20 protein-coding genes and 1 pseudogene are annotated in these 22195 nt (G+C 55.6%); 7 read left to right on the top strand and 14 right to left on the bottom strand.

Annotated elements, in window-relative coordinates:
* The first annotated feature begins 83 nt into the window (after positions 1–83).
* The gene (locus MUY35_RS09970; RefSeq protein ID WP_248367218.1) at positions 84–2042 is read left to right on the top strand and encodes a TniQ family protein; all 1959 of its coding nucleotides are present in this window, start codon (positions 84–86) and stop codon (positions 2040–2042) included.
* Positions 2043–2450: 408 nt separating this feature from the next.
* On the opposite strand, the gene MUY35_RS09965 is transcribed toward MUY35_RS09970, so the two are convergent.
* Positions 2451–2900: an SRPBCC family protein gene (locus tag MUY35_RS09965; protein ID WP_248367202.1), complete on the bottom strand. Its 450-nt coding sequence runs from the start codon at positions 2898–2900 to the stop codon at positions 2451–2453.
* Positions 2901–3018: 118 nt separating this feature from the next.
* Here MUY35_RS09965 and MUY35_RS09960 point away from each other — a divergent pair, with 118 nt between their 5' ends.
* Positions 3019–4023: an AraC family transcriptional regulator gene (locus MUY35_RS09960; RefSeq protein WP_248367199.1), complete on the top strand. Its 1005-nt coding sequence runs from the start codon at positions 3019–3021 to the stop codon at positions 4021–4023.
* Here MUY35_RS09960 and MUY35_RS09955 read toward each other — a convergent pair.
* From MUY35_RS09955 to MUY35_RS17180, 9 genes are all read right to left on the bottom strand, one after another.
* Entirely contained in the window at positions 4020–5207 is a 1188-nt protein-coding gene (locus tag MUY35_RS09955; RefSeq protein ID WP_248367196.1) for an NAD-dependent epimerase/dehydratase family protein, read from the bottom strand. The genes MUY35_RS09960 and MUY35_RS09955 overlap by 4 nt on opposite strands.
* Before the next feature lie 180 nt (positions 5208–5387).
* Positions 5388–5738, bottom strand: a complete 351-nt coding sequence (locus MUY35_RS09950; protein WP_248367193.1) for a hypothetical protein — start codon at positions 5736–5738, stop codon at positions 5388–5390.
* Positions 5735–6181, bottom strand: coding sequence for a GNAT family N-acetyltransferase (locus tag MUY35_RS09945; RefSeq protein WP_248367189.1), 447 nt, complete (start codon positions 6179–6181; stop codon positions 5735–5737). Before MUY35_RS09945 ends, MUY35_RS09950 begins: the two co-directional genes overlap by 4 nt.
* A 184-nt stretch (positions 6182–6365) precedes the next feature.
* Positions 6366–7088 (bottom strand): CPBP family glutamic-type intramembrane protease, encoded by a 723-nt coding sequence (locus MUY35_RS09940; RefSeq protein ID WP_248367186.1) that lies wholly within the window; start codon positions 7086–7088, stop codon positions 6366–6368.
* A 132-nt stretch (positions 7089–7220) separates the two neighbouring features.
* A complete protein-coding gene (locus MUY35_RS09935) occupies positions 7221–8402 on the bottom strand; it encodes a serine hydrolase domain-containing protein (protein WP_248367158.1) in 1182 nt (393 codons plus the stop codon).
* On the bottom strand, positions 8399–9526 hold the full coding sequence (locus tag MUY35_RS09930) for a S41 family peptidase (RefSeq protein WP_248367155.1): 1128 nt from the start codon (positions 9524–9526) through the stop codon (positions 8399–8401). Before MUY35_RS09930 ends, MUY35_RS09935 begins: the two co-directional genes overlap by 4 nt.
* A complete protein-coding gene (locus MUY35_RS09925; protein WP_248367152.1) occupies positions 9523–9921 on the bottom strand; it encodes a DUF4260 domain-containing protein in 399 nt (132 codons plus the stop codon). The genes MUY35_RS09930 and MUY35_RS09925 overlap by 4 nt, the downstream gene beginning before the upstream one ends.
* 83 nt (positions 9922–10004) lie before the next feature.
* On the bottom strand, positions 10005–10559 hold the full coding sequence (locus MUY35_RS09920) for a hypothetical protein (RefSeq protein WP_248367149.1): 555 nt from the start codon (positions 10557–10559) through the stop codon (positions 10005–10007).
* A gap of 104 nt (positions 10560–10663) precedes the next feature.
* Positions 10664–11632, bottom strand: coding sequence for an AraC family transcriptional regulator (locus MUY35_RS17180; RefSeq protein WP_248367134.1), 969 nt, complete (start codon positions 11630–11632; stop codon positions 10664–10666).
* A 794-nt stretch (positions 11633–12426) separates the two neighbouring features.
* Between MUY35_RS17180 and MUY35_RS09910 the strand changes: the two genes are divergently transcribed.
* Complete coding sequence (locus tag MUY35_RS09910) at positions 12427–13260, top strand: lysophospholipid acyltransferase family protein (RefSeq protein WP_248367132.1); 834 nt, start codon at positions 12427–12429, stop codon at positions 13258–13260.
* A 376-nt stretch (positions 13261–13636) separates the two neighbouring features.
* Here MUY35_RS09910 and MUY35_RS09905 read toward each other — a convergent pair whose 3' ends face one another.
* Positions 13637–14797 (bottom strand): IS91 family transposase, encoded by a 1161-nt coding sequence (locus tag MUY35_RS09905; protein WP_348984508.1) that lies wholly within the window; start codon positions 14795–14797, stop codon positions 13637–13639.
* On the opposite strand from MUY35_RS09905, the pseudogene MUY35_RS09900 reads away from it, so the two are divergent.
* A pseudogene (locus tag MUY35_RS09900) lies at positions 14750–14863 on the top strand (IS3 family transposase); the annotation flags it as partial. The gene MUY35_RS09905 and the pseudogene MUY35_RS09900 overlap by 48 nt on opposite strands.
* A 68-nt stretch (positions 14864–14931) precedes the next feature.
* Here MUY35_RS09900 and MUY35_RS09895 read toward each other — a convergent pair.
* Together MUY35_RS09895 and MUY35_RS09890 are read right to left on the bottom strand one after the other, a co-directional pair.
* Positions 14932–15765, bottom strand: coding sequence for a methyltransferase domain-containing protein (locus MUY35_RS09895; protein WP_248367129.1), 834 nt, complete (start codon positions 15763–15765; stop codon positions 14932–14934).
* A gap of 22 nt (positions 15766–15787) precedes the next feature.
* Positions 15788–16573 carry a class I SAM-dependent methyltransferase gene (locus tag MUY35_RS09890; protein ID WP_248367125.1) on the bottom strand — a complete coding sequence of 262 codons (786 nt, stop codon included), beginning with the start codon at positions 16571–16573 and terminating at the stop codon, positions 15788–15790.
* A 250-nt stretch (positions 16574–16823) separates the two neighbouring features.
* Between MUY35_RS09890 and MUY35_RS09885 the strand changes: the two genes are divergently transcribed.
* Together MUY35_RS09885 and MUY35_RS09880 are read left to right on the top strand one after the other, a co-directional pair.
* Positions 16824–17180, top strand: a complete 357-nt coding sequence (locus MUY35_RS09885) for a Rid family hydrolase (RefSeq protein WP_248367122.1) — start codon at positions 16824–16826, stop codon at positions 17178–17180.
* Between the two features lie 128 nt (positions 17181–17308).
* Positions 17309–17794 (top strand): GNAT family N-acetyltransferase, encoded by a 486-nt coding sequence (locus MUY35_RS09880; RefSeq protein WP_248367092.1) that lies wholly within the window; start codon positions 17309–17311, stop codon positions 17792–17794.
* 209 nt (positions 17795–18003) lie between these two features.
* On the opposite strand, the gene MUY35_RS09875 is transcribed toward MUY35_RS09880, so the two are convergent.
* On the bottom strand, positions 18004–18732 hold the full coding sequence (locus tag MUY35_RS09875; protein WP_248367089.1) for a DNA/RNA non-specific endonuclease: 729 nt from the start codon (positions 18730–18732) through the stop codon (positions 18004–18006).
* A 389-nt stretch (positions 18733–19121) separates the two neighbouring features.
* On the opposite strand from MUY35_RS09875, the gene MUY35_RS09870 reads away from it, so the two are divergent.
* The gene (locus MUY35_RS09870; protein ID WP_248367086.1) at positions 19122–21374 is read left to right on the top strand and encodes an alpha/beta hydrolase; all 2253 of its coding nucleotides are present in this window, start codon (positions 19122–19124) and stop codon (positions 21372–21374) included.
* Positions 21375–22195: the final 821 nt, after the last annotated feature.

Raw genomic sequence — 22195 nt, 5'->3', positions numbered from 1 at the left:
GTTGGCCAAAATGCTGCGCTATCGACCAACGTCCGCACTGGGGAAGCGCGCCGCTGCAAAGATTGGTCAGGTCAATGGCTGCAATGGGCCGTTTTCGAAGCGCGAGAAAAAAGAATACTTTGCTTCTTTCTCCGGTGGCACATAACTATTGTCTCAAAGCAGCAGACAGTACTGTCGATTTGTCCAACACCATCACCATACGGCCTGAACCTCATCGTCGAGAGACATTGTTCTCTTTGATTTCGCGCACCGCAGCGATGCGTAGGCTTTCGGCATGGGAGCTCACATCCGAACTGGGTATGCCGCAGAAGTCACTCATTGCTGGTGACAGTGCAAGCGTCGGCCGCTTTTTCGGGACAATGGCTCTAAACGCTAAGGTCCGAGCAGAAATTCTGTCATGGACACCTCAACCGCTCGTGGGCGTTCGCATGCAGTTTCGGGGCGAGGTGGTCGTTTCCCGGGCGGTAATGAATCCGGTTGTGCGCGGATGCCCTAAGTGTCTTCGCGAGGACGCATCTCGTTCACAGTTCGAAACAACTGATGGCATGGTGATGCGGGGGGATTGGCAATTCCGGCATGTGTCGATGTGCATTCAGCACGCTTCGCCACTCGTACCGCTCTGGACGGCAAAGCGTCTTGCAGAACGATACGATTACGCAGCGCAGCTTCGAAGAATTGGGGGCAACCTTCTCAACGGGGAGCTGGATGCACCGAACGGCACAATCACCTCATACGATAAATGGGTAGACAGTCGGCTGGAAAGCGGCATCGATAAGACGTGGCTGGCGGCGCATTCAATCGATGTTGTCGCGCAGTTCTGTACCTTGCTCGGTTCGGAACTTGTCCGTCGAGGTTTGGCAGAACGTTGTGGGGCAACCTCCATCGAAGCAAGAGCTGTTGGCTTCGACGTTGCGAGTCGCGGGCCTGCCGCCATCACCGAAACTTTCGAGCTCATGTCAGATCATGCAACCGGTGCCCACGATGAACTGCGGAAGGCGTTCGGCGATCTTTACAACTGGCTGGCTCATACCGCCGCCGGAGATCCGCGATATGATCCATTCCGAGATCTCATGCGCAAAGTCGTTCTGGATGTCTGGCCGCTTCCCGCCGGAACAAAAGTGCTTGGTGCAACCCTGCCGAACCGAAATCGACATTCGGTTCTGACCGCCGCGGCGGAGGCGAGGGTTTCACCTGCCCGTATGCGAAGCCTGTTGACCGCGGAGGGTATCGTTGAAGAAGGTGACGCTCGGCCAGATGCGAGAGTCACCTTCCCGTCATACGAGGTTGAGCCGCTACTGGGCGTATTTCGTCGACTGGTCGGGACAAAAGCGATGCAGAAACGCCTCGGTTGCGGTGTGCAACAACTGGAGGCTCTGGCGGAGGCAGGACTCGTCTCACCTCGCGTTCCATTGGATGCAACGCGCCGTCCCTGGGATCCAGTTGACGCGGAGCTTTTCGTTGAAAAGATTTTGTCAGGGGCGTCGGATATATCAGCGGAGGAAACCGACTGGGAGCATATTCACCGTGCTGCGCAGAGGTGTCGCGTATCGATCGAAAAGGTTGTGCGCTCAGTTTTGAACGGAACGCTCAAGGTTGGTCATAAGACAGACTTGCGAGGCTATGCATCGATCTTCGTGCTGAAATCCGAAGTGAACCATTTCGTGAGGCCGCCACGACCTGAGCATCAGACTTTGTCGGAGTTTGCCACGAGCGTTGGTCTGAACAAGCATCGGGAGTTTCGGCTTCTTTCGGACGCAGGGCACACGCCTGTGACCATCCTTTACAACCCCCAAACCCATCGTCACGACCGCTATGTGACGCAGGAAGACGCCAGAGCATTCCACGAAAGGTTCACAACGTTGAAGCTCTTGTCAGTGACGACTGGTTTCGCCAGCAGGGCAATCTCGCAACGCTTGAAGGCATCGGGGGTGACAAGGTTTCAGCCGGACGGTTCGGATTTTGGCCCAGTTTATCTGAAAGAAGATATCGAGCACAGCGTGATTGAATTTAGCCTGATCGAACTGGCCGAAGGATCCCAGTAACCAAGCAAGAGGCCGAAGCAGCCGTTCGGCGCCCATGCGGCGAAAGTCCGGATCGAGCCCAAGGCGGACCTTTTGATTTTACGCTGCATGCGCTCGCAGCGCGAAAAATGCGGCAAGAGCGAAAACCATCACGCCGCAGTGTAGCGGGAGATGCGGCTATTCGTGCAGGTCGCAGCAAAGATCAGGTGGCGAACGCGGACGATATCGGCGTCGATGAAATCTGTCCAAACGTACGCTTTACGCGGTCTGCAGTCACGCCTGGGTCCGGAAGCACAGGACAAACTGGATTCTCATCCGATCTCAAAGACGGAGCTGCAATTACGCGAGAAAATTATCGTCCGCCTTCGGCACCGCGCCAAATAAGTCCAACGTTCAAGAGGCATCTTGCCATGTGCCAACACAGCAATCCTAACGTTTGTTGACCTCTTCAGTACGCTCTTTCAGCCCATTAAGCAGTCCACGCATTCCCTTTTTGTATGCTGCCAACACGAAAGCCCTGTCCAGGAGGTGTCCTAGTAGGCCGTACTTCAATTCGTAGTTGGGAGAGACTGAGGCAAAGGTGCTATTTGTGTCCCCCGCGAGCGTGAACCTGATATCTGCCGAGCGAAACGGAAGCGTCGAACGGGTAATGCGGAATGTGATTGCCCGCTCTGGTTCAAAGTGGACAACCTCTTCGTCTAGGTTCTGTCGCCCGTCGATGTCACAATAGCGCATCGCGCCAAGCCCGATCGTATCATTTGTAGCTTTCGATCCGACAAGGCCGGGGTTCCATTCCGCAATCGAGCCAATGTCGGCAAGCGTGGCCCACACCCGTGCGACGGGTGCATCGATTTTGATCGTCTCGGTGAAGGTACTCATGGCCTAATCTCTCTTGGCTGCTTCATGTTGAATGTGTTTATGGATGCCCGCGCGCGATTTGCGCATGACGCCATCCGCAGCGAATTTGATGAATCGCGCTGAAATGTTAGGCTGATGTATGGCAAGGCTCAGTTCGAACATCGTGGCGTTCAGGATTGCGATCGCCGCGCAGGAAGGTGCGGATATCGACGGCATTCTAAGTGCGTCGGGTGCACCGCCGGGACTGATGCGCGGAGAGCCACCATACGTTGATCTTCAAACTGAGCGGAATGTCTGGGACGCCATCGTAGAGGCGACTGGCAGAGATGACATTGGTCTTGTTTGCGGCCAGCGGTTTCCAACGCAAGCCAACGGTATGCTTGGGTACGTCATGGCGAACGCGCCGACGATCCGGGTCGCAGTTGAAAAGTGCTGCACGTATCAGCGTGTGCTTGGGGATTCGATGGGCATGGTGTGTGAGCGCGGTCCCGACACAACGCGCATTTCAATCGAGCAATGGAGCCCTTGGCACGATACGCTGCGCTATACCGTTGATACCTTCATGGCCGCAATCCTGAGCTGGACGAACGCCAATGCGCCTGCTCCTGTTTGCCCTCTTCGCGTTGGCTTTCGGTATGAGCGGCCTGGCGATGTGTCGTCTTATGAGTCTATCTTCGCACCTGCGCCGGTCACTTTCGGTGCTGATGACAGTTACCAGATTTATGAGAACTCCACTTTGGATCAGCCTGTTATCGGCGCAAGCCAAGGCGTCTTTGCGGTCTTTGAGGACAAAGTACAGCGATTGCTTGGCGATTTGGAACTTGGAGACACTTGGGCGTTTCGGGTGCGCCAACGCATTCTTGACGCTTTGAAGGGTGAGGCGCCAAGCGTCGAGAGGATCGCGTCCGAGTTGGCAGTCAGCGTACGGAAGTTGCAGCAAAGACTATCAGACGAATGCACCAGCTACTCCAATCTTCTGACCGACGCCCGGCGCGATTTGGCAGAGGAATACTTAAAGGCCGGAGAGGTAGGCAATGACGAGATTGCCTACCTTCTGGGATATTCCGAGGTGTCCGTCTTTTCACGGTCGTTTAAAAAGTGGACCGGCCAAACGCCCAGCGAATTTCGAGCGGCCAATACTTAGGTCGCCTTAGAAAAACGACCCCGTAAATTGTCTGTCAGTTTGTGAAGACCCGGCGTCCAGTAAATGCCTGCGGCGACGGCCAAATAGGGCAGGAAACCCTCTAACGCTGGGACTTGCGTTGCCAAAATCGCAAGGATCGCCGGGAAGATACCGATGGCGAGATTGTCCACTACAAACCGCACTGCACTGTCGATGCGACCCTTCCGCCGTGCACGGCTTTTGGCGGGGGCGTCTGAACCATTGGCTTTGAACCAAGCAAGCGTGTCGGCGATTGCGGTGTTCATCGGTGTTTGCTTGAAATCTGGGTGCGCCGCACGGAACTTGTCATCGTTCAAGATCACGCTGGTTTCATATTTGTAAGACATCGTTGCCACTTCGCGCATCACCGGGATCACGTTGCCTAGTAGCGAGAGCATGAATTTTGGAATCACGCTGATCTTAGCGGGCACGCCTGCGACGTCTGCAATCTGTTCCAACCAGGATTGGATAGAGGGTAACAGCTTTCCCCCAATATTGACCACTTCGTAAGGCTTCCGATCACGGTCTTGGCTCAAGGCGACCATCGCCCGTCCCGCGTCAGGTGCGTAAAGCAATTGCTGCGCGGACTCGGTGGAAATGAGCCAAGGCATGGCTTTGCCCTTCAGCGCGTTTTCGAAAACGGGTGCAAATTGTTTGTTGGTGACATTTGGCCCCCAAATCTCGGCCATCCGAACAATGAGCGTGCGGATGCGGCCCTGATCGGTCGCGCGTTGCAGCATCTTCTCCAGGTCGACCCGAACCTTACCTAGTGGGGCGGATGGATTGAACGGCGTGATCTCACTGATCGGTTGGTCCGTTTTACCGAAGTTGTAGTTGTTGCCTGGGAAAATCACGGTCGCGCCGGACTGCTCAGCAGCGTTGATGACGTTTGTTGTCATCAACGGCATCGCTTTTGCCCAGTGTTCATACGAGGCGTTTGCGCCATGGAAAATGAAGTCTACACCCTCGGCGATACTGTTTAGTAAGGCGGTATCGTTCACGTCACCCTCAACAATGGTGAAGCCGATTGTGTTGTCGAATAGTGCAATCGCCTTTTTGCGGTCGCGAACAAGAAGCGTGGCGTGCAAGCCGGCGTCTTGCAATGCAGCTGCAAAGGCGTGTCCAATAGCGCCCGTGGCGCCGATGATGAGATATTTGCTGGTCATTGGTCCATGTATCCTGATCTGAGTTGGGGCGCATCAAAGCGCCGATACATGGACTTTAGGGCGGTCCATTCGCTTTGAGATTGACAGGCCGCGCAGATGATTTGACCAAATGCGCATCATCAGCACCAACGAAAAAAAGGCGGACCGTGGCCCGCCTTTTCGATCTAGGTATGGAAGCGATCAGAACTCGGGGCTGAAGCCCATTGCTATGAACGCTTCCCGCGGTTTGTGGACGACCAGCGCGCGCTCCGAGAATTGGCGGAACGGCATGCGCCATCCGAAGAGTTCGAAAGTGATCATGCCCGTTGTGCCATCGACAAGTACATTCATGACGTATCCGCGTTTGGCGATGCCTGTTGGAGTTTTGTCCATGGCAAACCAGTCAACCGGATCACCTGTGACACCTTCGAACGGCGCTTCATAGCCGCCTTGGGTGTTGTCAAAGTCGCTGATGTCCAGCCAAAGCCCTATCGCCACAAATGTGACAGAAACAAAACCGATGATCGCGAAGGGATAAATGAAGTAGCTCATGCTGCCGCCTCCGTGTTCTTGCCCGTGTTGGCAAGGCGCAAAACGGTTTCGCCAGTTGCTTCATGGAATGAAGACCCGATCTGTTGAAAGCCGTAGCTGTCATAGAACCTGCGTCCGACTGTATTCTGCTCAAACACCTCAACCTCAAGCGTATCGAACTGTTTTGCGGCGTCGTCCACCAGCGCCCGTCCAAGCCCACGCCCATGGAGCTTGGGATCAAGAAACAGGCCGCCGATCTCGGTACCGATCATGGCGATAAAGCCCGACACCAGGCCGTTAAACTCTATCACGCGGGTCTGCGCATGGACGAGGTATATATTGCGAAGGTTATCCGCCTCGCTTTCGATGAAATCGGCAGTCAAGAAGGGGTGCGCAACAGCCGTCGCCGCTCTCCAGACGTCCACAACTGCGTCGGTGTCGGTGGTTTTGAAATCACGTATCATTGGTTCATGTCCTGCGTTGTTGATGCTGGTAGATTGGCGCAGTCCAAGGCTTCGCGACATGACTGAACCTGCGAAGGTTTTGACAAATTATGCATTGTTGTTGGTCGTGATCATCGCGTTTCGACCAGTGTCACACGTCTTCATTCCTTTGCGGATTATCGTACAAAGAGTACGATCTTTCGAACTAAACCAGTTGCAGTGTGGCGGCGGTCAAGAAAACTCCGAGATGTAGCCCCATATGCGCGCTGAATGCCGCCTCGAGGCTTGTGCGCGTATAGGCGTAACCGAAAAGAAGACCGGCGATGAGATTAAGACCAAGAGTTCTGACAAGAGCGAGGCTTCCCGGTTCAGGAGACATCAGAAAAATGGCGGGTAAGTGTCCAGCCGCAAACAAGACTGCCGTCAGAACGACCGCCAACTGCAACGCGACGCGGTAGTGTGACAGTTTTGAAAGACCAAGCGCAAGCAGGCTCAACAGACCCCAGCGCATGATGAATTCCTCGGTGATCCCCCCGTAGAATATACCGATGGTCAGGTTGGACAGATCTGCCCCTTCAAACAATGTCTTCAATTCACTTCCGTCAGGACGCCACACCGATGCGGTGGTCTGATCGAAAACGCCAAGCATCAGACCGCCAATTGCGCCGAGCAGCAGATAGAACAGCAGCTGTGCTGGAGACCATGCGTCACCAAGGAACAACCTTGACTTCAGATTCATTCTAGGCGCTGCGAAAAATCCCCCCAAAGTAAAAACGACAAGCAGAACAAGCGGGTTCACGGCCAAAGCGATTGCCGGAATGCCAGGCGGAGGTGTGACAAGCGTCACAAGTGCGAGCAGACCGGGAAGACTGATCAGGATCGCAATCAACAGTTTCTTGGCGTTGCCTGAGATAAACGGCACGATCATATCTCCAATTCCAAAAGACTTCCGAATGAGATTTTGAAACGACCTGTCATGCTCAGACACCGCATGCAGGCTTTAACAGACCGGGACAATCCTGCGATGCGGGATGCATCGGTTTTGTAGCAGCCCTTTGCATCACTCTTCATCACCCAAAGACTGCGCGACGACATCGGCAATATCGGCAACCGGGGCGTCAGTTCCGCTTGCGAGAACGGCAATGGAAAGACCTTGTGCCGGATAGACCCTCACAACCGCTGCAAAGCCCGGGCCTCTCCCGCGATGTTGCAACCATTGCGCCGCCGCATCACGTTCGAACCAGCCAAGGGAAAAATCCTCTTGATCCGGTGCAATCATAAGTCGCACCATTTCGTCACTTTGAAGAACAGGGCCTTTTGCCATTGTGACAGAGCCCAAACGGGCGGCGTCGCGTGCGGAGGCTATTAGACCCGTCGGCGGGGTCGCTTTGATGTAGACACGGTTCAGCCACCAAATCCGACCGTCCCGTTCCCTGATCAGATCGTCGAGATCGACAAAATAGGGAAGGAACGGCGTGAAGAAATGCACCAATGGGTGCGACCCGAGCGCTTCGTCTTCTGATTGCGGTGCGCCAAAGACAAAGCTGCTTGATGCCATCCCTGCGGGTTCCAACACGCGCTCGAATACCACTTCTTCATACACTTGTCCGCTCACCGCCTCGATAATCGCGCCAAGCAGCATGTATCCGAGGTTACTGTAGCTGCGGTCGTCACCGGGTTGGAAACCAAGATCGCGGTAGGCGGGCATCTTTTGGCGCAGAAACTCCGTTTGATTTGGCAAGTTTTCGTCATATTGCAGCCACCCAAAAACCGCCGGTACTGTGTCTAGAAGACCCGACCTATGCCGCAAAAGATCTCGGGTCGTGATGCGGTTTTCCGCGGCTTCGTCCAAATCCAGCCAGGGCAGAATTTCTGTAACCGGAAGGTCGAGATCCAGTTCCCGATCCTCGGCCAGCGTCAAGATCGTCAAAGCCGTCGCGAGTTTGGTCACAGACCAGACGTGATATCGGGTCTGCGGCGTTGCCTGTTGAGTCCTAAAAGGATTTGCTGTGCCTGACGCCATTTCCAATGCAACGTCGCCATTCTGAATGACAGAGATCGATATCGCAGTGGCAGCTTGCGATGAGACGATGCTGTCGAGCCATGCCTTAAGGTGATCGCGATCAAGCGGTGCCGTGGGTGCAGCAGGATGGGGGACCATCATCATCCACACCGCGATCATGAACGAGGCCAGCAGGCCAATCACCCATTTCGCCCATCGCTTATGCGCCACATATTTCATAACTTCCCCTCAGTATTCCGCATCTCGGAAAGGGAGGAAAAGGCTACGGAAATCGCGTCTTGGTCAGACGCGTTTATGTCCGGCACCAGCCCCACGCCTTCGATCCGACCGCTGCCGTGGCTTATGTAATCGGCGACAGGCAAGGACAGGGTAAACTGATCCCCGACATCAAAGGGTTTTTGAACCAGCAGAGCGCCCGCGCTGGTCTCGCCGATCAGCACGGCACCTCGCACGCTTCGCAGAACCTCTGCAACGAGTTCGGAGGCGCTTTGCGTTTGTCCATTGATCAGGATCGCTATCGGGCCATGAAACATCGGCCGCATGGGAAAGAAATGGACCCGTGTGACGGCATGGATCGCAAGGTGGTTCCAAAGGCCAACGACAGTTGCACCGTGCCAGGGCTCCAGCGCCTCGATCTCTGTGCGTTCTGGCATCAGCGCACCTTCCCGAGACCACCCCCGTCCCAGTAGAACGCCGGCATCGACACCATCAGCGATACAGTGGCCAACGAGGCGGCGCATCGCAAATGCCCCGCCGGGATTGTCGCGCAGATCAATGATCAGCCCCTTCGCGCCCCTGGACGCAATGTCCTCGAACGCGGCCGTGATGCGCGGGCCGGTGTCCTGGCCCATGAAGGTGCGAACACTGAGGCAGGCCACCTGGTGGTCCCATTCCAAGGCTACAGCCTCGGGGCCGACTTGCATGGAATCGAAGTGTCGACCCAAAGCCGCCGTACTGCGTTGTCGAACAGACAGCGTGACATGGGACAGGCCTATACGTTTGAACGTTTGTTCAAAATCGAGGCAAAGGCGTTCGGGGTCTTGCGAGGTTTCGGCGAGTTCCATCAGCTCAGAGAACAGCGAATGCGCTTGCTGCGATGTCATCCAGGCGGGATCGAAAAAGTATCTCTCGAAGATGTCTTGAATGATCGAAATGGATTGGCGGTAATCGTTCGGGCTTGCCGCAGTGGGACCTGAAATCATGGCCAGGCCTGTCGCAGAGAGCGCCCCAAGAAAGGACCGGCGGTCTATCCAACGGGACGAGTTGGATGCAAGCGGCACATCAGGAACACGCGAAGGCGCACTTAGGGACAAAAAGCCAAGCGGTTTGGTGACATTGTTCATTGCTGCACCTGCAGCGATAGGTGTGTGGTCTTGAAGCCCGATCTGTGTTTGAGGCCATAACCGATCGCGCGATCAAGGCCGATATGGGCGACCCAGATGGTTACCAGCGCGATAGCCTCTGACCAGCCAGCGACCCAGCCGATCGTCCCGACCGCAGCGGGGGCGATGTAACTGTGCATCGCATTATAGGCAATCGCACCGACGCGCGCGCCGAACGCGTAACCGAGCATCGCCAGGTCGGGCGCAAGGAACAAGATCGCGAACAGCGTCCAACTTTGTTCCAAACTGGCATAGGCAACGATGGCCGCAAGCCCAATCGCGAAGCCTTCCAGTCGCAGCAGGGGGATCAACTGGTACATCGTGGGTCGTTTCGGGTTAGTCGTTTCGGTTTGCATGGGAGCAGCCCTTTTTATGTTTGGCGTGGAAGTATGCGCAGCATGAAACCCAAGAGGCATCAGCTGCGCACGCATGTCTCAGCCTATGGAAGCGTCGTTGACAGGCTGGCGCAGTCCACGTCTGTGTTGCGAGCGCCAAGGACATCTGCAAACAGGTTTCGCCCTGGGTTGATGACAAATCCGGTGTCCGCCGAAAGGCCCTGCGCCAGATACAAGTCCGCCGCCCGATCGGTGGGATCGGATGAAACGCGTACCATGTCGCTGACCAGATCCCGCCCTGCCAACAGGTCGCGCATGACCTCTGGGTTGGTGATAACAATTCGGATCGATCCCGTTCGCGCCACATCAACATCTTCGCCAGAAAAGTCGCCTGCCACAAACCGGACAGGCATCGTGCGACAAGCGCTGTTGATGCGAAACGAGGCCGTGCCTTTGCCGGCAAGCCCGCGCAGCATCAAAAGATTCCCTTCCTTTGGCTGCGGGATATTGATGACCGCGATGTCACTTTCTGTCGTTGTGATCGTTTCAGCCATTGCAAAGTCGATTGATGCAAAGTTGATCAATATCACACCGGCCGCCAATCCCATGGTCGGCAGATGATCTTTTAGTGTTCGGAGTTTCACAGCATTTCCTTTCATTGTTGCTGTCCCACGCATGTGGGCTCTGCAATCAACAAAGGTGAAAAGCGCTTAATTCGCGCCCGGATTTACGTTTCCGAACGTTTGAAATCGCGATTGCGAACCTATTTGTCGCCGCTTCCGTGGCTTTTATAGTCAGACGGCGTTTGGCCGGTCAGGCGACGAAACTCGGTGTTGAAGCTGGACTTACTCTGGAAACCGGCTTCCAACATGATGTCTGTCACGGGCAGATCAGTGGTTGTCAGCAGTGTCGCTGCATGGCGCACGCGAAAGCCATTGATATAGCGCGAAATATTCTCTCCGTTAACGCGATTGACCGCTTTTGAAACGCTTCGTGCGGGGCAGTGGAGCCGCCGACCCAACCGCGCGAGCGTCAGATCCGGGTCCGTGAATATTTGTTGGTCTGCCATCAGTTGATCGAGCCTGCGCAACAGGTCGTGGTCCTCTTCCAGCGGTGCTTCTGTCGCAAGGTCGCGCGTCGCGTGCCGCGTCTGGCCCCCAAGGGCAAGTGGCACGCCAACAAGCGCGCTCATCAAGACGACGGTAACAATCACGCCAGATACGCCAGTCAGGAGCTGGATGATCCCTGTATTGCCCGCAGACAGCACCGCAACAAAGATCAGATCAGCCGCAACGATCAGGCCGATGAAGAACAGCGCAAAAAGCAGCGCAAGTCTGGTCATGCGAAATTTGCCGGGTGCGACCTGAACAAATGCTTCTGATGGCTGAAGCAGCATCCTCGCCAGCAAAATGGCACAGATGGCATTGGTGCCGATCACGACCAAATCAGCGGACCAGGCCGTTGGTAGAAACAGCGCAAGTTGCCCGACCACAAGACCAATAGCGACGATCAGAAGCCTCTGTCGGCTTGGGGCCCCGGTCGTTGACGCAAGTGATTGAAAACCAAGCCATAGCGTGGGGGCTATCAGTATCGCAATATGGGGCTGTATCCGGCTCAGCGCCTCAATCCCATATTCCGATCTCAATCCCACAAAAACGGTGACCACTGCAACAAGGCCAAGTGCAAGGCCAAACAGAACGCGCGCAGCAACCGGCAGCAGCGGTCTGCTCACAACCGCCGCTGCGATAAAAACCGCAAGAATCGAAATGAGCCAAGACGTGGGAACCGTGCTCACCGTGGCATTCCTTATATCAATTTCTCAAGCGCAATGGCTTTGATGCCCCGCAGCGTTTCGTGCGCCGTTCATCTGAGCGTTTTGACACGCAAGACTACAATGCCATCAAATTTAACACCACACGCATCGAAGCTTGCTGGTTTTCTCCGGCACAAAACCCGCTTTGGAAATCAGGCCAAACAGCAGAATGAAGGCATTGGCGATGTTTCGTAGACGCTGAAAACGACTTACTCCCGGCTGACGAAAACGGCCCCTTGCCATAGGTTGCAGACATCGTTCCATCGCCCACAGACGGCGAACTTGCCCGAGTCTCGATTGTCTTGGCTCGGTGTAGCGAAAGTTAGGTTTGAATTTGACGTCAAGGAGCCGGGTTGAATGTCCGGTTTGGCTCCGCCAGCTGCAAGGCGGCGAAACCCTTTCGGCAAGTGCGAAAGGATGCTGCGCTAGCAAAGGCGAATTTCCCAAGGTCAGCGAAGTCCGCGAACGGTGAGTTCGAGCAATTCCAGAGTTTGCGGCCACGGCGAATGGCGGCTATGCGGGCTGCGGCCGCAGCATCTTCAAGGTAGGGTGCAGGTCCGGAAAGGGCCGTGAGCAACGAATACCTGCCTTCAGAAATGGCTGATGCTGCGTCGCCTCCGAGGTCTCCTTCCAGTCCGAAGAGACCGATTCAGCGCGTAGCATGAAGGTCAGTTTTCAAATGGTTTTCGCCAACCCAAGATCCGTTTTTATTGATGCCGTTTTTAGCGAAACGCCGAAACCGTTTTTGGGTCACCCCAATCTTGACGGGCGGATTAACTGAAATCAAATTAAACGGTATAAGGGTCAACATGCGGCAACTCATCGAAACCTGGCGGGGCGGATCTGCCTCCTTTAGCTGGCTCGCCAGCGCACCTTACACGTGCTACAAAATGGCATATACAGCAGCAGACAAACATCAGGCCCGAGCGCTTTTGACGGCGCATTTCTCCAAATTTCAGAAAAAATGTCGGTTCTCGATCGAATTGGGTGGAACGCCCCCGAAACCCGGAGAGGGCAGCGTCATAGTTTACAATGAGACCTCATTTATCGACACAATCGCGTATGGTGTTTGCATGTGGCCACATGTGGATCGTGGTGCGCTGACTGATCTCTATGCGCTCGTTCCTTTCGCGCGCGCTGCACTCCGAAAGGCCAACGTCGAAATGGTCCCGCGCGGGAATCGTGTGGGTACAGACCGATTGCTCAAGCGTATGGTGAGCGCGGTAGAGGCAGGCGAACGGCTGGCGTGGGGCGGAGAGGGGCGCATTCATGGCCAAGATGGGGTGGGTCGTTTCAAGGTTGGATCAAGCCTGATCGCAATTCGCGCACAGGTTCCACTTGTTCCCGTGGTGTTCCACGGAGGCCATCAAATCATGCCGCTTCGTTCCATTCGAGCCCGTCCTGGTACAGTTCATGTACGATTCGGGGAGCCGATCTCAACCGTTGGAATGCACGAGGACAACGCGCGCGACCTCGCTGATCACCTGCAGAATGAAGCCAGCCAGATCTACGCGAACTTGAAAAAGCTGACGAGCCTGCCACAGTGATCAAGGCCCACAATAGCGTTCAGCCTGCAAAAGACGCCTAAGCTGACATTGGATTGCCTCAAGGGAATGGCAACTTTGTTTAAGGTTTGTGGCTGCTGTCAGCGCGAGCTGCAGCGGCGATAAATCTGACAATGAGGAAGGCGCGGGCGGATTTTGGAACTATGGGGATTGTGGCTCAGGGCTTGGGCGGTCGATGCGTCGATCTACGGGGCCTTTTTCCTCTGGGACGGTCGGCCCGTCGAATTCCACGGCCGATGGCGTCGCTCTCGGTGCTTTGTTTCGCCGTGCTGGGCCCGTTGCAGTGAAGGTTTCAGTGGGATGGCCGCACTGACGGGTCCGACGCCTCGAGATCGCAGGGCCGGGTGTGACGGATGGATCATGCGGCGTCCTCCCAAGGCGGCGCGCGGGATTTCGGCGTTTTGCCGCGGGTGAAGGTTTCGATGACGCGCATCTCCCCTCCGCATTTGGGGCATGTCTGGCGCGGGTCCCGCTCGTCGGAATCGGAGCGCCTGTCCTCACCGGTCGTCTGATCGGGCCGTGGCACCGTACCGATCAGACGCCTGATCTTCTCGATCCTGTCGCGGCGGATACCATTGACCAAGAAGCCGGTGTGGCGGATGCGGTGGAAGCCTGTTGGCAGGACATGAACCAGGAAGCGGCGGATGAACTCGGATATGGGCAGGCGCATGACCTTCATCCGATCCCCGCGCTTGATGCGGTAGTCTTTCCAGTGGAACGCCACGGTGTCGGCATCCGCGCTGATGAGGCGGTGGTTCGAGATCGCGACACGGTGGGTGTATCGGCTGAGATAGGCAAGCACCGCCTCCGGTCCACCGAAGGGAGGTTTGGCATAAACGACCCAGTCGGCCTTGCGCAGCGGCGCGAGATGGGCGGCGAACATGTCGGGGTCGGTCAGTTCCGACAGATCGCCGAAGAACGCCAGCTTCCCAGCTTTGTACAATCTGGCCAGCCCTTCGAGATACAGACGCCGGAACAGCCGCGACAGGACCTTCACGGGCAGGAAGAACCCCGGGCGGCAGGCGATCCATCGGGCACCATCCGGCGACAGCCCGCCACCTGGCACGATGACATGGGCGTGCGGATAATGGGTCATCGCCGAGCCCCATGTGTGCAGCACGCTGGTCATGCCGATCCGGGCGCCGAGATGCTTCGGATCGGCGGCAATGGTCAGAAGGGTCTGGGCGGATGCCTTGAACAGCAGACCATAGACCGCCGCCTTGTTCTGGAAAGCAATGTCAGCAATCTGGGTTGGCAGGGTGAAGACCGCGTGGAAGTATTCAACCGGCAGCAGGTCCTCGACACGAGCCTGCATCCAGTCCCGTGACGCGAGGCCCTGGCACTTCGGACAATGCCGATTGCGACACGAATTATAGGCGATGTGCTGATGATCGCACTTGTTGCAGGCTGAGACATGCCCGCCGAGCGCTGCGGTCCGGCAATTCTCGATGGCAGACATCACCTTGAGATGCGGCAGGCTGAGATGGCGATCTTCGAATATATCAACGGCTTCTACAATCCGTGTCGGCGGCACTCAGCACTCGGCTGGAAAAGCCCGGTCGTGTTCGAACGGAAAGTGGCTTAAACGAGCACTCGGGGCGGCACAAAAGCGGGACAGGTCCACTTAGCACAGACGGTGCCTGAAGACGGACCTCAAACCGCGACTGCGGCGGTCACAACAGCGGGGATCGGTACAGCCCACTGAGGTCCAGACCCATGTTTCTCCAACACCTTGGCAATAACCGCCGACCGGATTGCCTCAGCATTTTCCGGTGGCTGAGGGCGCAATAGCGCGCCGCCTCTGGCCGTTCCCTCCAAGAAGAAGTCATAAGGCGCGCCGGGGTCATTGACCCGCCACTCTGACGCAACCACGGACTGGCGACAGTCAGTAAATCCGGCGGCTATTAGCACCGGAAAGGCCAATGCGGGATCAGCATAGTCATTCGCGCCCGGTCCCGGAGGCAGGGCAACGTTCGGGTCTCCAAACAGCTCAATTGCCCCAAAGACATAGCCGAGGGCAGTATCTACTTCTGGGCCACACCAGACCGAAAATGCCAAACGACCGCCTGAGCGAAGGACACGGCGAGCCTCGGCAACAACTTTAGGTGGGTCTGGAACATGCGGCATACCAAAGCCAATAGTGACAGCATCAAAGGACGCATCGTCAAAATCCAAGTCCATCGCGTCGCCTTCTATGAACATTGCCTCTGGTAGATTGGCGCGCGCCATGTCCAACATTGCTGGCGAGAAATCGAGACCTGTCACTTGAGCGCCTGCTCTTACAAGCCCAACGGCCACATTTCCGTGCCCGCAACAAAGGTCGAGCGCCTTGGTGCCGGTTTCGGTTCCGACGGCTTTAACCAGATGAGGCACAACCATATCCGCTGCTTTTGCAAATACACGCGCATAGGACTGTGCTAAACCCGTGTCCGCCCATTCCCGTTTTTCAAGCGCGGCGAAAGTGTCATGTTCTTTAACATTTGCCATATGGGTCTCCTGAATTTGGGGCCTAGCGCAACCCACGCACGGCCCACGCGCGCGCCGCAAGTAACATCTTTCCATCCGGGTCAGTGGGCAATGTCTCTTTTAGGCGCTGTTTTAGCCGCTCTCGCTTGGTCTCATCCAACGAAGCGCAATACCCTGGGGCAGGTGCGATCCCGGACAGAAATGGGGTCCAGTAATCATCGAAATTCTCAAATGGCGTCACGATATCGATTGGTGCTGTGACTACGTTGCGAAGTCCCGCGCTCGTGAACAACGCGGCCAGCGCATCTGGGCGGCAAATCGGAAACCGCACCCCTTCATCTTTCTCACGCGCTGCAGGGTCGAGGGCGACCGCTGCGTCCCAGAAATATCTCATGAACTGAACATGCCCAGAATAGTCCCACACATACGCCGCGACAGTTCCGCCTTCATCGACACAGCGGAGCAACTGCGCCATTGCCTGCTCTTTGTCTGGAATGAAGTTCATCACGAGGCCCGAAACAGCCACACCAATTGTGCCATCACCGACAGGAATAGTGTCACCGGACCCTTGCATAAATTGCGCCCGTTCGTCTGTGATACCGTCGCGAGCTAGCGCCAAAAACCGGTCTGAGGGTTCGACACCGATTACCGATCTTGGCGCACAGTTTCGCAGTACCTGGGATGTCAGAGCTCCGGTTCCGCATCCAAGGTCCAGCCAGCGCTGTCCCTGTGGCATATCCAGCCAAGGCAGGAACTCCTCGCCGGTCTTACGGCTCCACCGACCGACATACATCTCATAGGCGTCGCCATCGTTCCATTTGCCCTGCATGGCATTGCCTCAATTTCTGATCAGCGTTTTCAGGGCATATCGTGAAAACGCAGCCCGGTCTTTTCTGGGCTTCTGAGGGGTTTTCGTCGCTCCAAAGCGTGCCTCAAAATGCAAACATTTTGGGTCGATCGGGATTGCCCAATCGCTATCCTTATCAGGTTGCAGCGTAGCAAATTTATTGTGTTTGGGCTAGTTTGATAACGAATAGGAGCCATGAAGCATGCGACAGCTGATATCGAATGGGAACCCGATGGAGGAGATTGTCGGCTTCAGCCGTGCTGTCCGTGTTGGCTCTTTCATTGCCATCGGCGGCACCGCACCAGTCGATGCAAGCGGCAAAACAGTTGGTGTCGGAGATGTTTTTGCCCAAACGACACATTGCTTCAAGATCATTAAAGCTGCCCTCGTACAAGCGGGTTCTGGGCTTGAGGACATTGTTCGAACGCGGGTCATCCTGACAGATATTGACACATGGAAAGAGGCCATCGAGGCCAGAAGGAAGTACTGCGTTGATAGCCGTCCAGTTGACACAATCATGGCTGTAACCAGTTTCGTGAATCCGGAGTGGCTCGTCGAAATCGAAGTGGATGCAGTTGTTCTTGAATAGCAAAATGTGACAATGCTCGTAGGTTCTTGACACGCGAGAATTGGCCACGGTTTTTGTCAGCCCCACCTCGCATCAAAGTGGCAGGGGGCGAACTAGCGGCTCTTTTGAATTCAGGATAAAGTCGATTGATGCATGTATTTCGAAACGCACTTCCAGCAGATGCCAATCGTTGCTTCGAGATCGAGATCTCAGCTTACGAGGGGGACGAGGCGGCTACTCATGAGAAGATTGCGAAACGTATTGAGACCTATCCCGATGGGTTTCTGATCCTTGAGGTGAAAGGGCATGTGGTCGGGTTCATCAACTGCGGGTGTGCATACGAAGTCGGAATGTCTGACGAAGATTTCAAGGAACTGGTGGGACATGACTCAGACGCGCCGAATGTTGTCATCATGTCAGTCGTCGTCGATCCCTTGCATCAGGGACAAGGCCTATCAAAGGCGCTGATGATCGAGTTCGAGAAGCGAATGAGACGCATGGGGAAGGCCACTATTCACCTCATGTGCAAGGAGCATCATGTGCCGCTTTATGAGAAGTTCGGATACCGCTATCTACAGCCCTCGGCCTCGGATCATGGTGGGATGATCTGGCATGAAATGTCGATAACACTGTAAAGCCAAATCGGTCAGGCTACGTGATTTGGCCAGAACCCATGCTTCTTGGCGTAGTGCTCCGAAGCGGCCTTTGGTGCTGGCGCAGCGAAAGCTGGCTTTGTCCGCGATCCGGTCGTCTGATGGTCTATACCGCGCGCCCGCAGCGAATGTCCGTATTGACGGACCGTAGCGCGGCTCCATGGTCCTCGCCCAAGGTCCGGTTTGGGCCGTCACCACATCGGTCTGGGGTTTCTCTTTTGTTCGTGCATATCGCCTCCACTAATCCGATCCCAAAATCGACCGCCAACGATTTGTTCCGCATCGTAGGTATTTACGATATACCCGCCAAGGTCTCCGTCGAGCGCTTCGTTCTTCATCTCAAACGTCCACAATGACAAACGCCCCCTCAAATCTTCAGTGAGCACGCTCTTGATGAATGCGTGGGGTACAGGGACATCAATGCCATATTCATCACCTTCATCCCCGATAGTTTCGACGATCTCCCCAAAATAAAATACAGGGCAAGTGAGAACATAGGTCTCCAGAACATCATCTCGGTCGTTCAATTCGCGAACTGAACTTTCAAACCGGTTCCATTGCCTGCGATTGAATTCAGGGCGCTGCGGAGACATATTTGAAAGAAGGAACGTTTCACTGTTCTGTATCTCTTGAATGTCTTGATTTGCACTTGCGACGAGATGTCCTCTATCGAAACCACTTCCCCTGTAAGCGTCTAGACTAGCCCGGAACCGATGTGGGATCCGTGTGTCTGCGCGGAAGTGATCTCGTCTTTCGACCTCTGTTAATAGATGGTCGTTTCGGTTGACAATTTCTAGCGTCCACTTCGCCTGCCTAAAGTACCAAGAGTACCCAATGCAGAAATGCCGGCCCGTCAGTATTTGGTCACACACTGGGGCTCCATAGCGCAGTTCTGGCTGCATCTGAAAAGGGTCGTTCATTGTTCAAATCTCCATGACTTAGAAAACCAATGAAGCAAGGTTAGCCTTTGTATCCGTATTGGGACAACTTCCGATTGCAGGTTTACTGTTGTGGGCTAACCTAGGTGGTCTAGCACGGAACATTTAGCCGCCTCGTGCAGTTGGCTCGATCTCTTGCAGCCAATGCCCGCAATGCGGCTGAGGCCTCAGAAATGAGTTGTCGTGATCAACGGCAGCTTAGGGTCGGAGGCCGCGTTGACCCATATTCGGCGAGTTCAGATATAGTCGACCATATCGGTGTTGGGGTGGTTAAGAGGCATCGTCGGCGCGAGCTTTACTTGGCAAGTTGTTCAAGCAAAGCCCAAAACAAAGTAGAGTTGAACTGATCCTAATTAATCATGAGTGATTCCATGCTGCGCCTTTGTCTCCCGATTGCTCTTCTATATCTTCCAACTTTTGTCACCGCTCAGGATGTTGGTTATTTCAATCCGAAGGTTCTTCTGCCTGCAACGCCCCAGATCGGTGACTCCGATGACATCTTTCCGATGGGCAGGCCAGGCGTATCCTCGGATTTCCAGTATGTAGGTCCAAACACGGCAGAAATAATGAGCGACGGAGAGATGTCGCGCGCCCTTCTCAACCCCACCGTAACGTTCGACCCCAACGTGCTAGAGAGCATGAGCGCGCGCGACGGGCTCTCCGATGACGCAACAATTATGCTGGAATTCTATCGGGGCAATCCACTCCCGACGCTTGAGACAGCAGACACCGCCACAACAGAAATCGAGACTATTCTCTCGAACCCGACATTTGCCGACTACTTGCTCGAGAGTAGGGACGACCGGCAGACATTGATAATTACGGAAGAGATCCTCAATGGACTGGCGCAGAATGCACTAGAAAACCCGAACCTATTTACCCCCAGCTATGTCGATGCATTGGAACGCGCGGAATCTGAACAGCAGGCCGACTCCTTGCGGACGTTGCTCAGTAACGGACTCGAGGCCCAATCCCCTTTTGTTCTCAGAGCTTTTGCAGAGGGGGAACTTTATGGCTTCGATCTGTCCGAGATTCCGGAAATCCCGAACCTGTCCAACGATGATCTCATCGCCGCGCTGCCGCCACTGGGTACTAATCCCTTTCAGGACGAGACCCGCGCCCTACTGGAGCTTCGGCGTGGCGACCAAGGCGCCGCTTTGGAAGCCATCCAATTGGCCACGCAGACAGCGGCCCCTAGTGTTTCCGCGCAGTGGCTCTATGGGCGCCTTAGCCTTGAAAACCCCGACGGTGCCTTCGCCGCCCCTCAAAGTGAAGCTATCGAGCTTATCACCCAGGCAGCGCTCAACCTCGACTATGACGCCAACCTCTTTGTTGCGTCTGAACCAATCTGGTCCGCCTCCTTCCGCGAGAGCAGTTCCAATATCGCGATGCAGACAGCCACGAACGAAGAAGAGTTCGAAATCGCCCTAGCAGCCAGACGAGCCATCTGCGCCGTCGGACAAGATCAGAAAAGCTCACCTTGTCTCACCCACCGTCTGCTCTATGCGACTACCCGTGACTGGGATCGGTACACAAGCAGTTATTTGAATGAAAGTAGTGATGCGGCGACGGTCTCATTTGGCGTCGTCAATCAGTCGGTGGTAGCTAATCTGGTCGACAATGGTCGGATTCTGACGGCTGCTGGGCAATATGGCTGTGCCGTGGTCGGCGGATGCGGCACTGCACCAGACGTCAATCAGGACTTTGATGGTGCCCCTATTTTCGAGCCACTTGATGGGGAAAGCCTGTCTGCCGCACTTACAAGGGAAATCGCAAAAGACGCAGGCTTTCCCAGAGCGGTCGTCTTCATTCACGGTTTTAATGTGGAGTTCGAGGAGGCGACCCATGCGCTCGCCTCCATCATGTCAACGGCCCGCGTCGGAGCCCAGCCGATTCTGATGAGTTGGCATTCCCAGGGCCGGCTAGGGGCAATCTGGGAGGACGCTCCCATAAGAATCGAACCGGTATATCGCGAGGACCGGAACCGAGTGATGCAGGCCTGCCACGCCTTGAGGGCCGCCCTGGGTGAACTCGCGACGGCCTACGGAGAGGGCAACGTGGATATCATCGCCCATTCGATGGGTGCTTTCATGCTCTACAATATCGCAACCGGATGCAGCTTCGATGGGACGCAAGGTATCGATCAAAATATGCCTGAACCAACCGACGGCCTTTTGCCGCTGTCTGAAACGCCCCAATTCAGACACATCGTGATCGCCGCGGGGGATGTCTCTGTTGCGCGGTTTACCCAATCTTACCCGATGCTGCGCGGTCTCGCTGCCGACGTGACGATCTATGTGACCCGAAATGATCCGGTTCTGGGGAAATCCGTGCAATTAAATGAGGACCGCCAGCGCATCGGCCAAGGGGGCGCCGACCGCATCGTGCTGGGAGAGACCCGCACAGTAGATGCTTCGCTGGCAGAGTGGGAAGGTCAGGCCAGCGACGAGTGGATCAACACAAACCACCGCTACTTCATCAATACCCCCGCAGTACGTCGAGACATAGCGATGCTTTTGAACGGCCATGCCCCGAACCGTCCTGAACGCTGCCTGTGGCCTTCGGCCGAAAATGCGGAAACCGGAACCGACAACATCTATTTCATCGTGCCGAATTGCTTATAGCCGGACCGATTGAGCAGTCCGTACGTTGTCGTTCCTTTCCTGTTTTGATGCATTCGAATAGGAACGGCGAAAAAGGCCGGAGTGCAGGACAAGAAACGGGGGGTCTGCGCGTAGCGTAAAACCCGTATTTCTGCTTACTGGAGCGTCAGCCGAGGGCACATTCCGACCGCGCCAGGCCAGTTTGCATCCTCACGGTGTCCGTTCTGAGAGCGCCAGTGCGGTTACGCCGCGAACCTTGCGTCTTCCAATCAGGTGTGGATCCGTTTGGCATTCATCGACTAGTGACGCGCAACCTGCACAACCGACGCGCCCGGAAGCTCCCTCCGCGTTGCAGTCATCCGTCGATACCCAGACTGAGCGAGCGCAGCGAATGACCGGTTCGACGGGCTGCACTGCAACACGGCGATATATAGCCAGATGTTGGCTTTGGGCCGTGTGTGACGGCGCACACGAGGTATTTGCGGCAGATGCTGCGCCGCATCCAAGGTCGGCTATGTGCCCAAAATTCTAGATGCTGCGCGATAGACGAACGGCAGCAATGCGCAGGACGAAGTGGAGTTTGGTAAGTTCAAGCGGTTGTCTGACAGTGGCCATTCGTGCAATCTGAAATTGAAAAACATCATCTTGGAAAGTGACCCTATGGCAACCAGTTTCGCCGATGCCCTCTCCCCCCTCGCCCGAACGATGCCCCGCGCCGCGCGGAACATCGAAATCCTGCGCGTGTCTGCCCAGCTGGACGGCGAAGATTTTGTCGCATCTTCCAACGCCGCCCGTGCGGCCGTTCTTAAATGGGCAAGCAAACGTGCAGGTGCTGCTTTGCC

The sequence above is a fragment of the Aliiroseovarius sp. S1339 genome (assembly GCF_023195695.1).
GTDB lineage: Bacteria > Pseudomonadota > Alphaproteobacteria > Rhodobacterales > Rhodobacteraceae > Aliiroseovarius.
The sequence above is the reverse complement of the archived record's forward strand: the minus strand, read 5'-3'. Positions and strand labels throughout refer to the sequence as shown.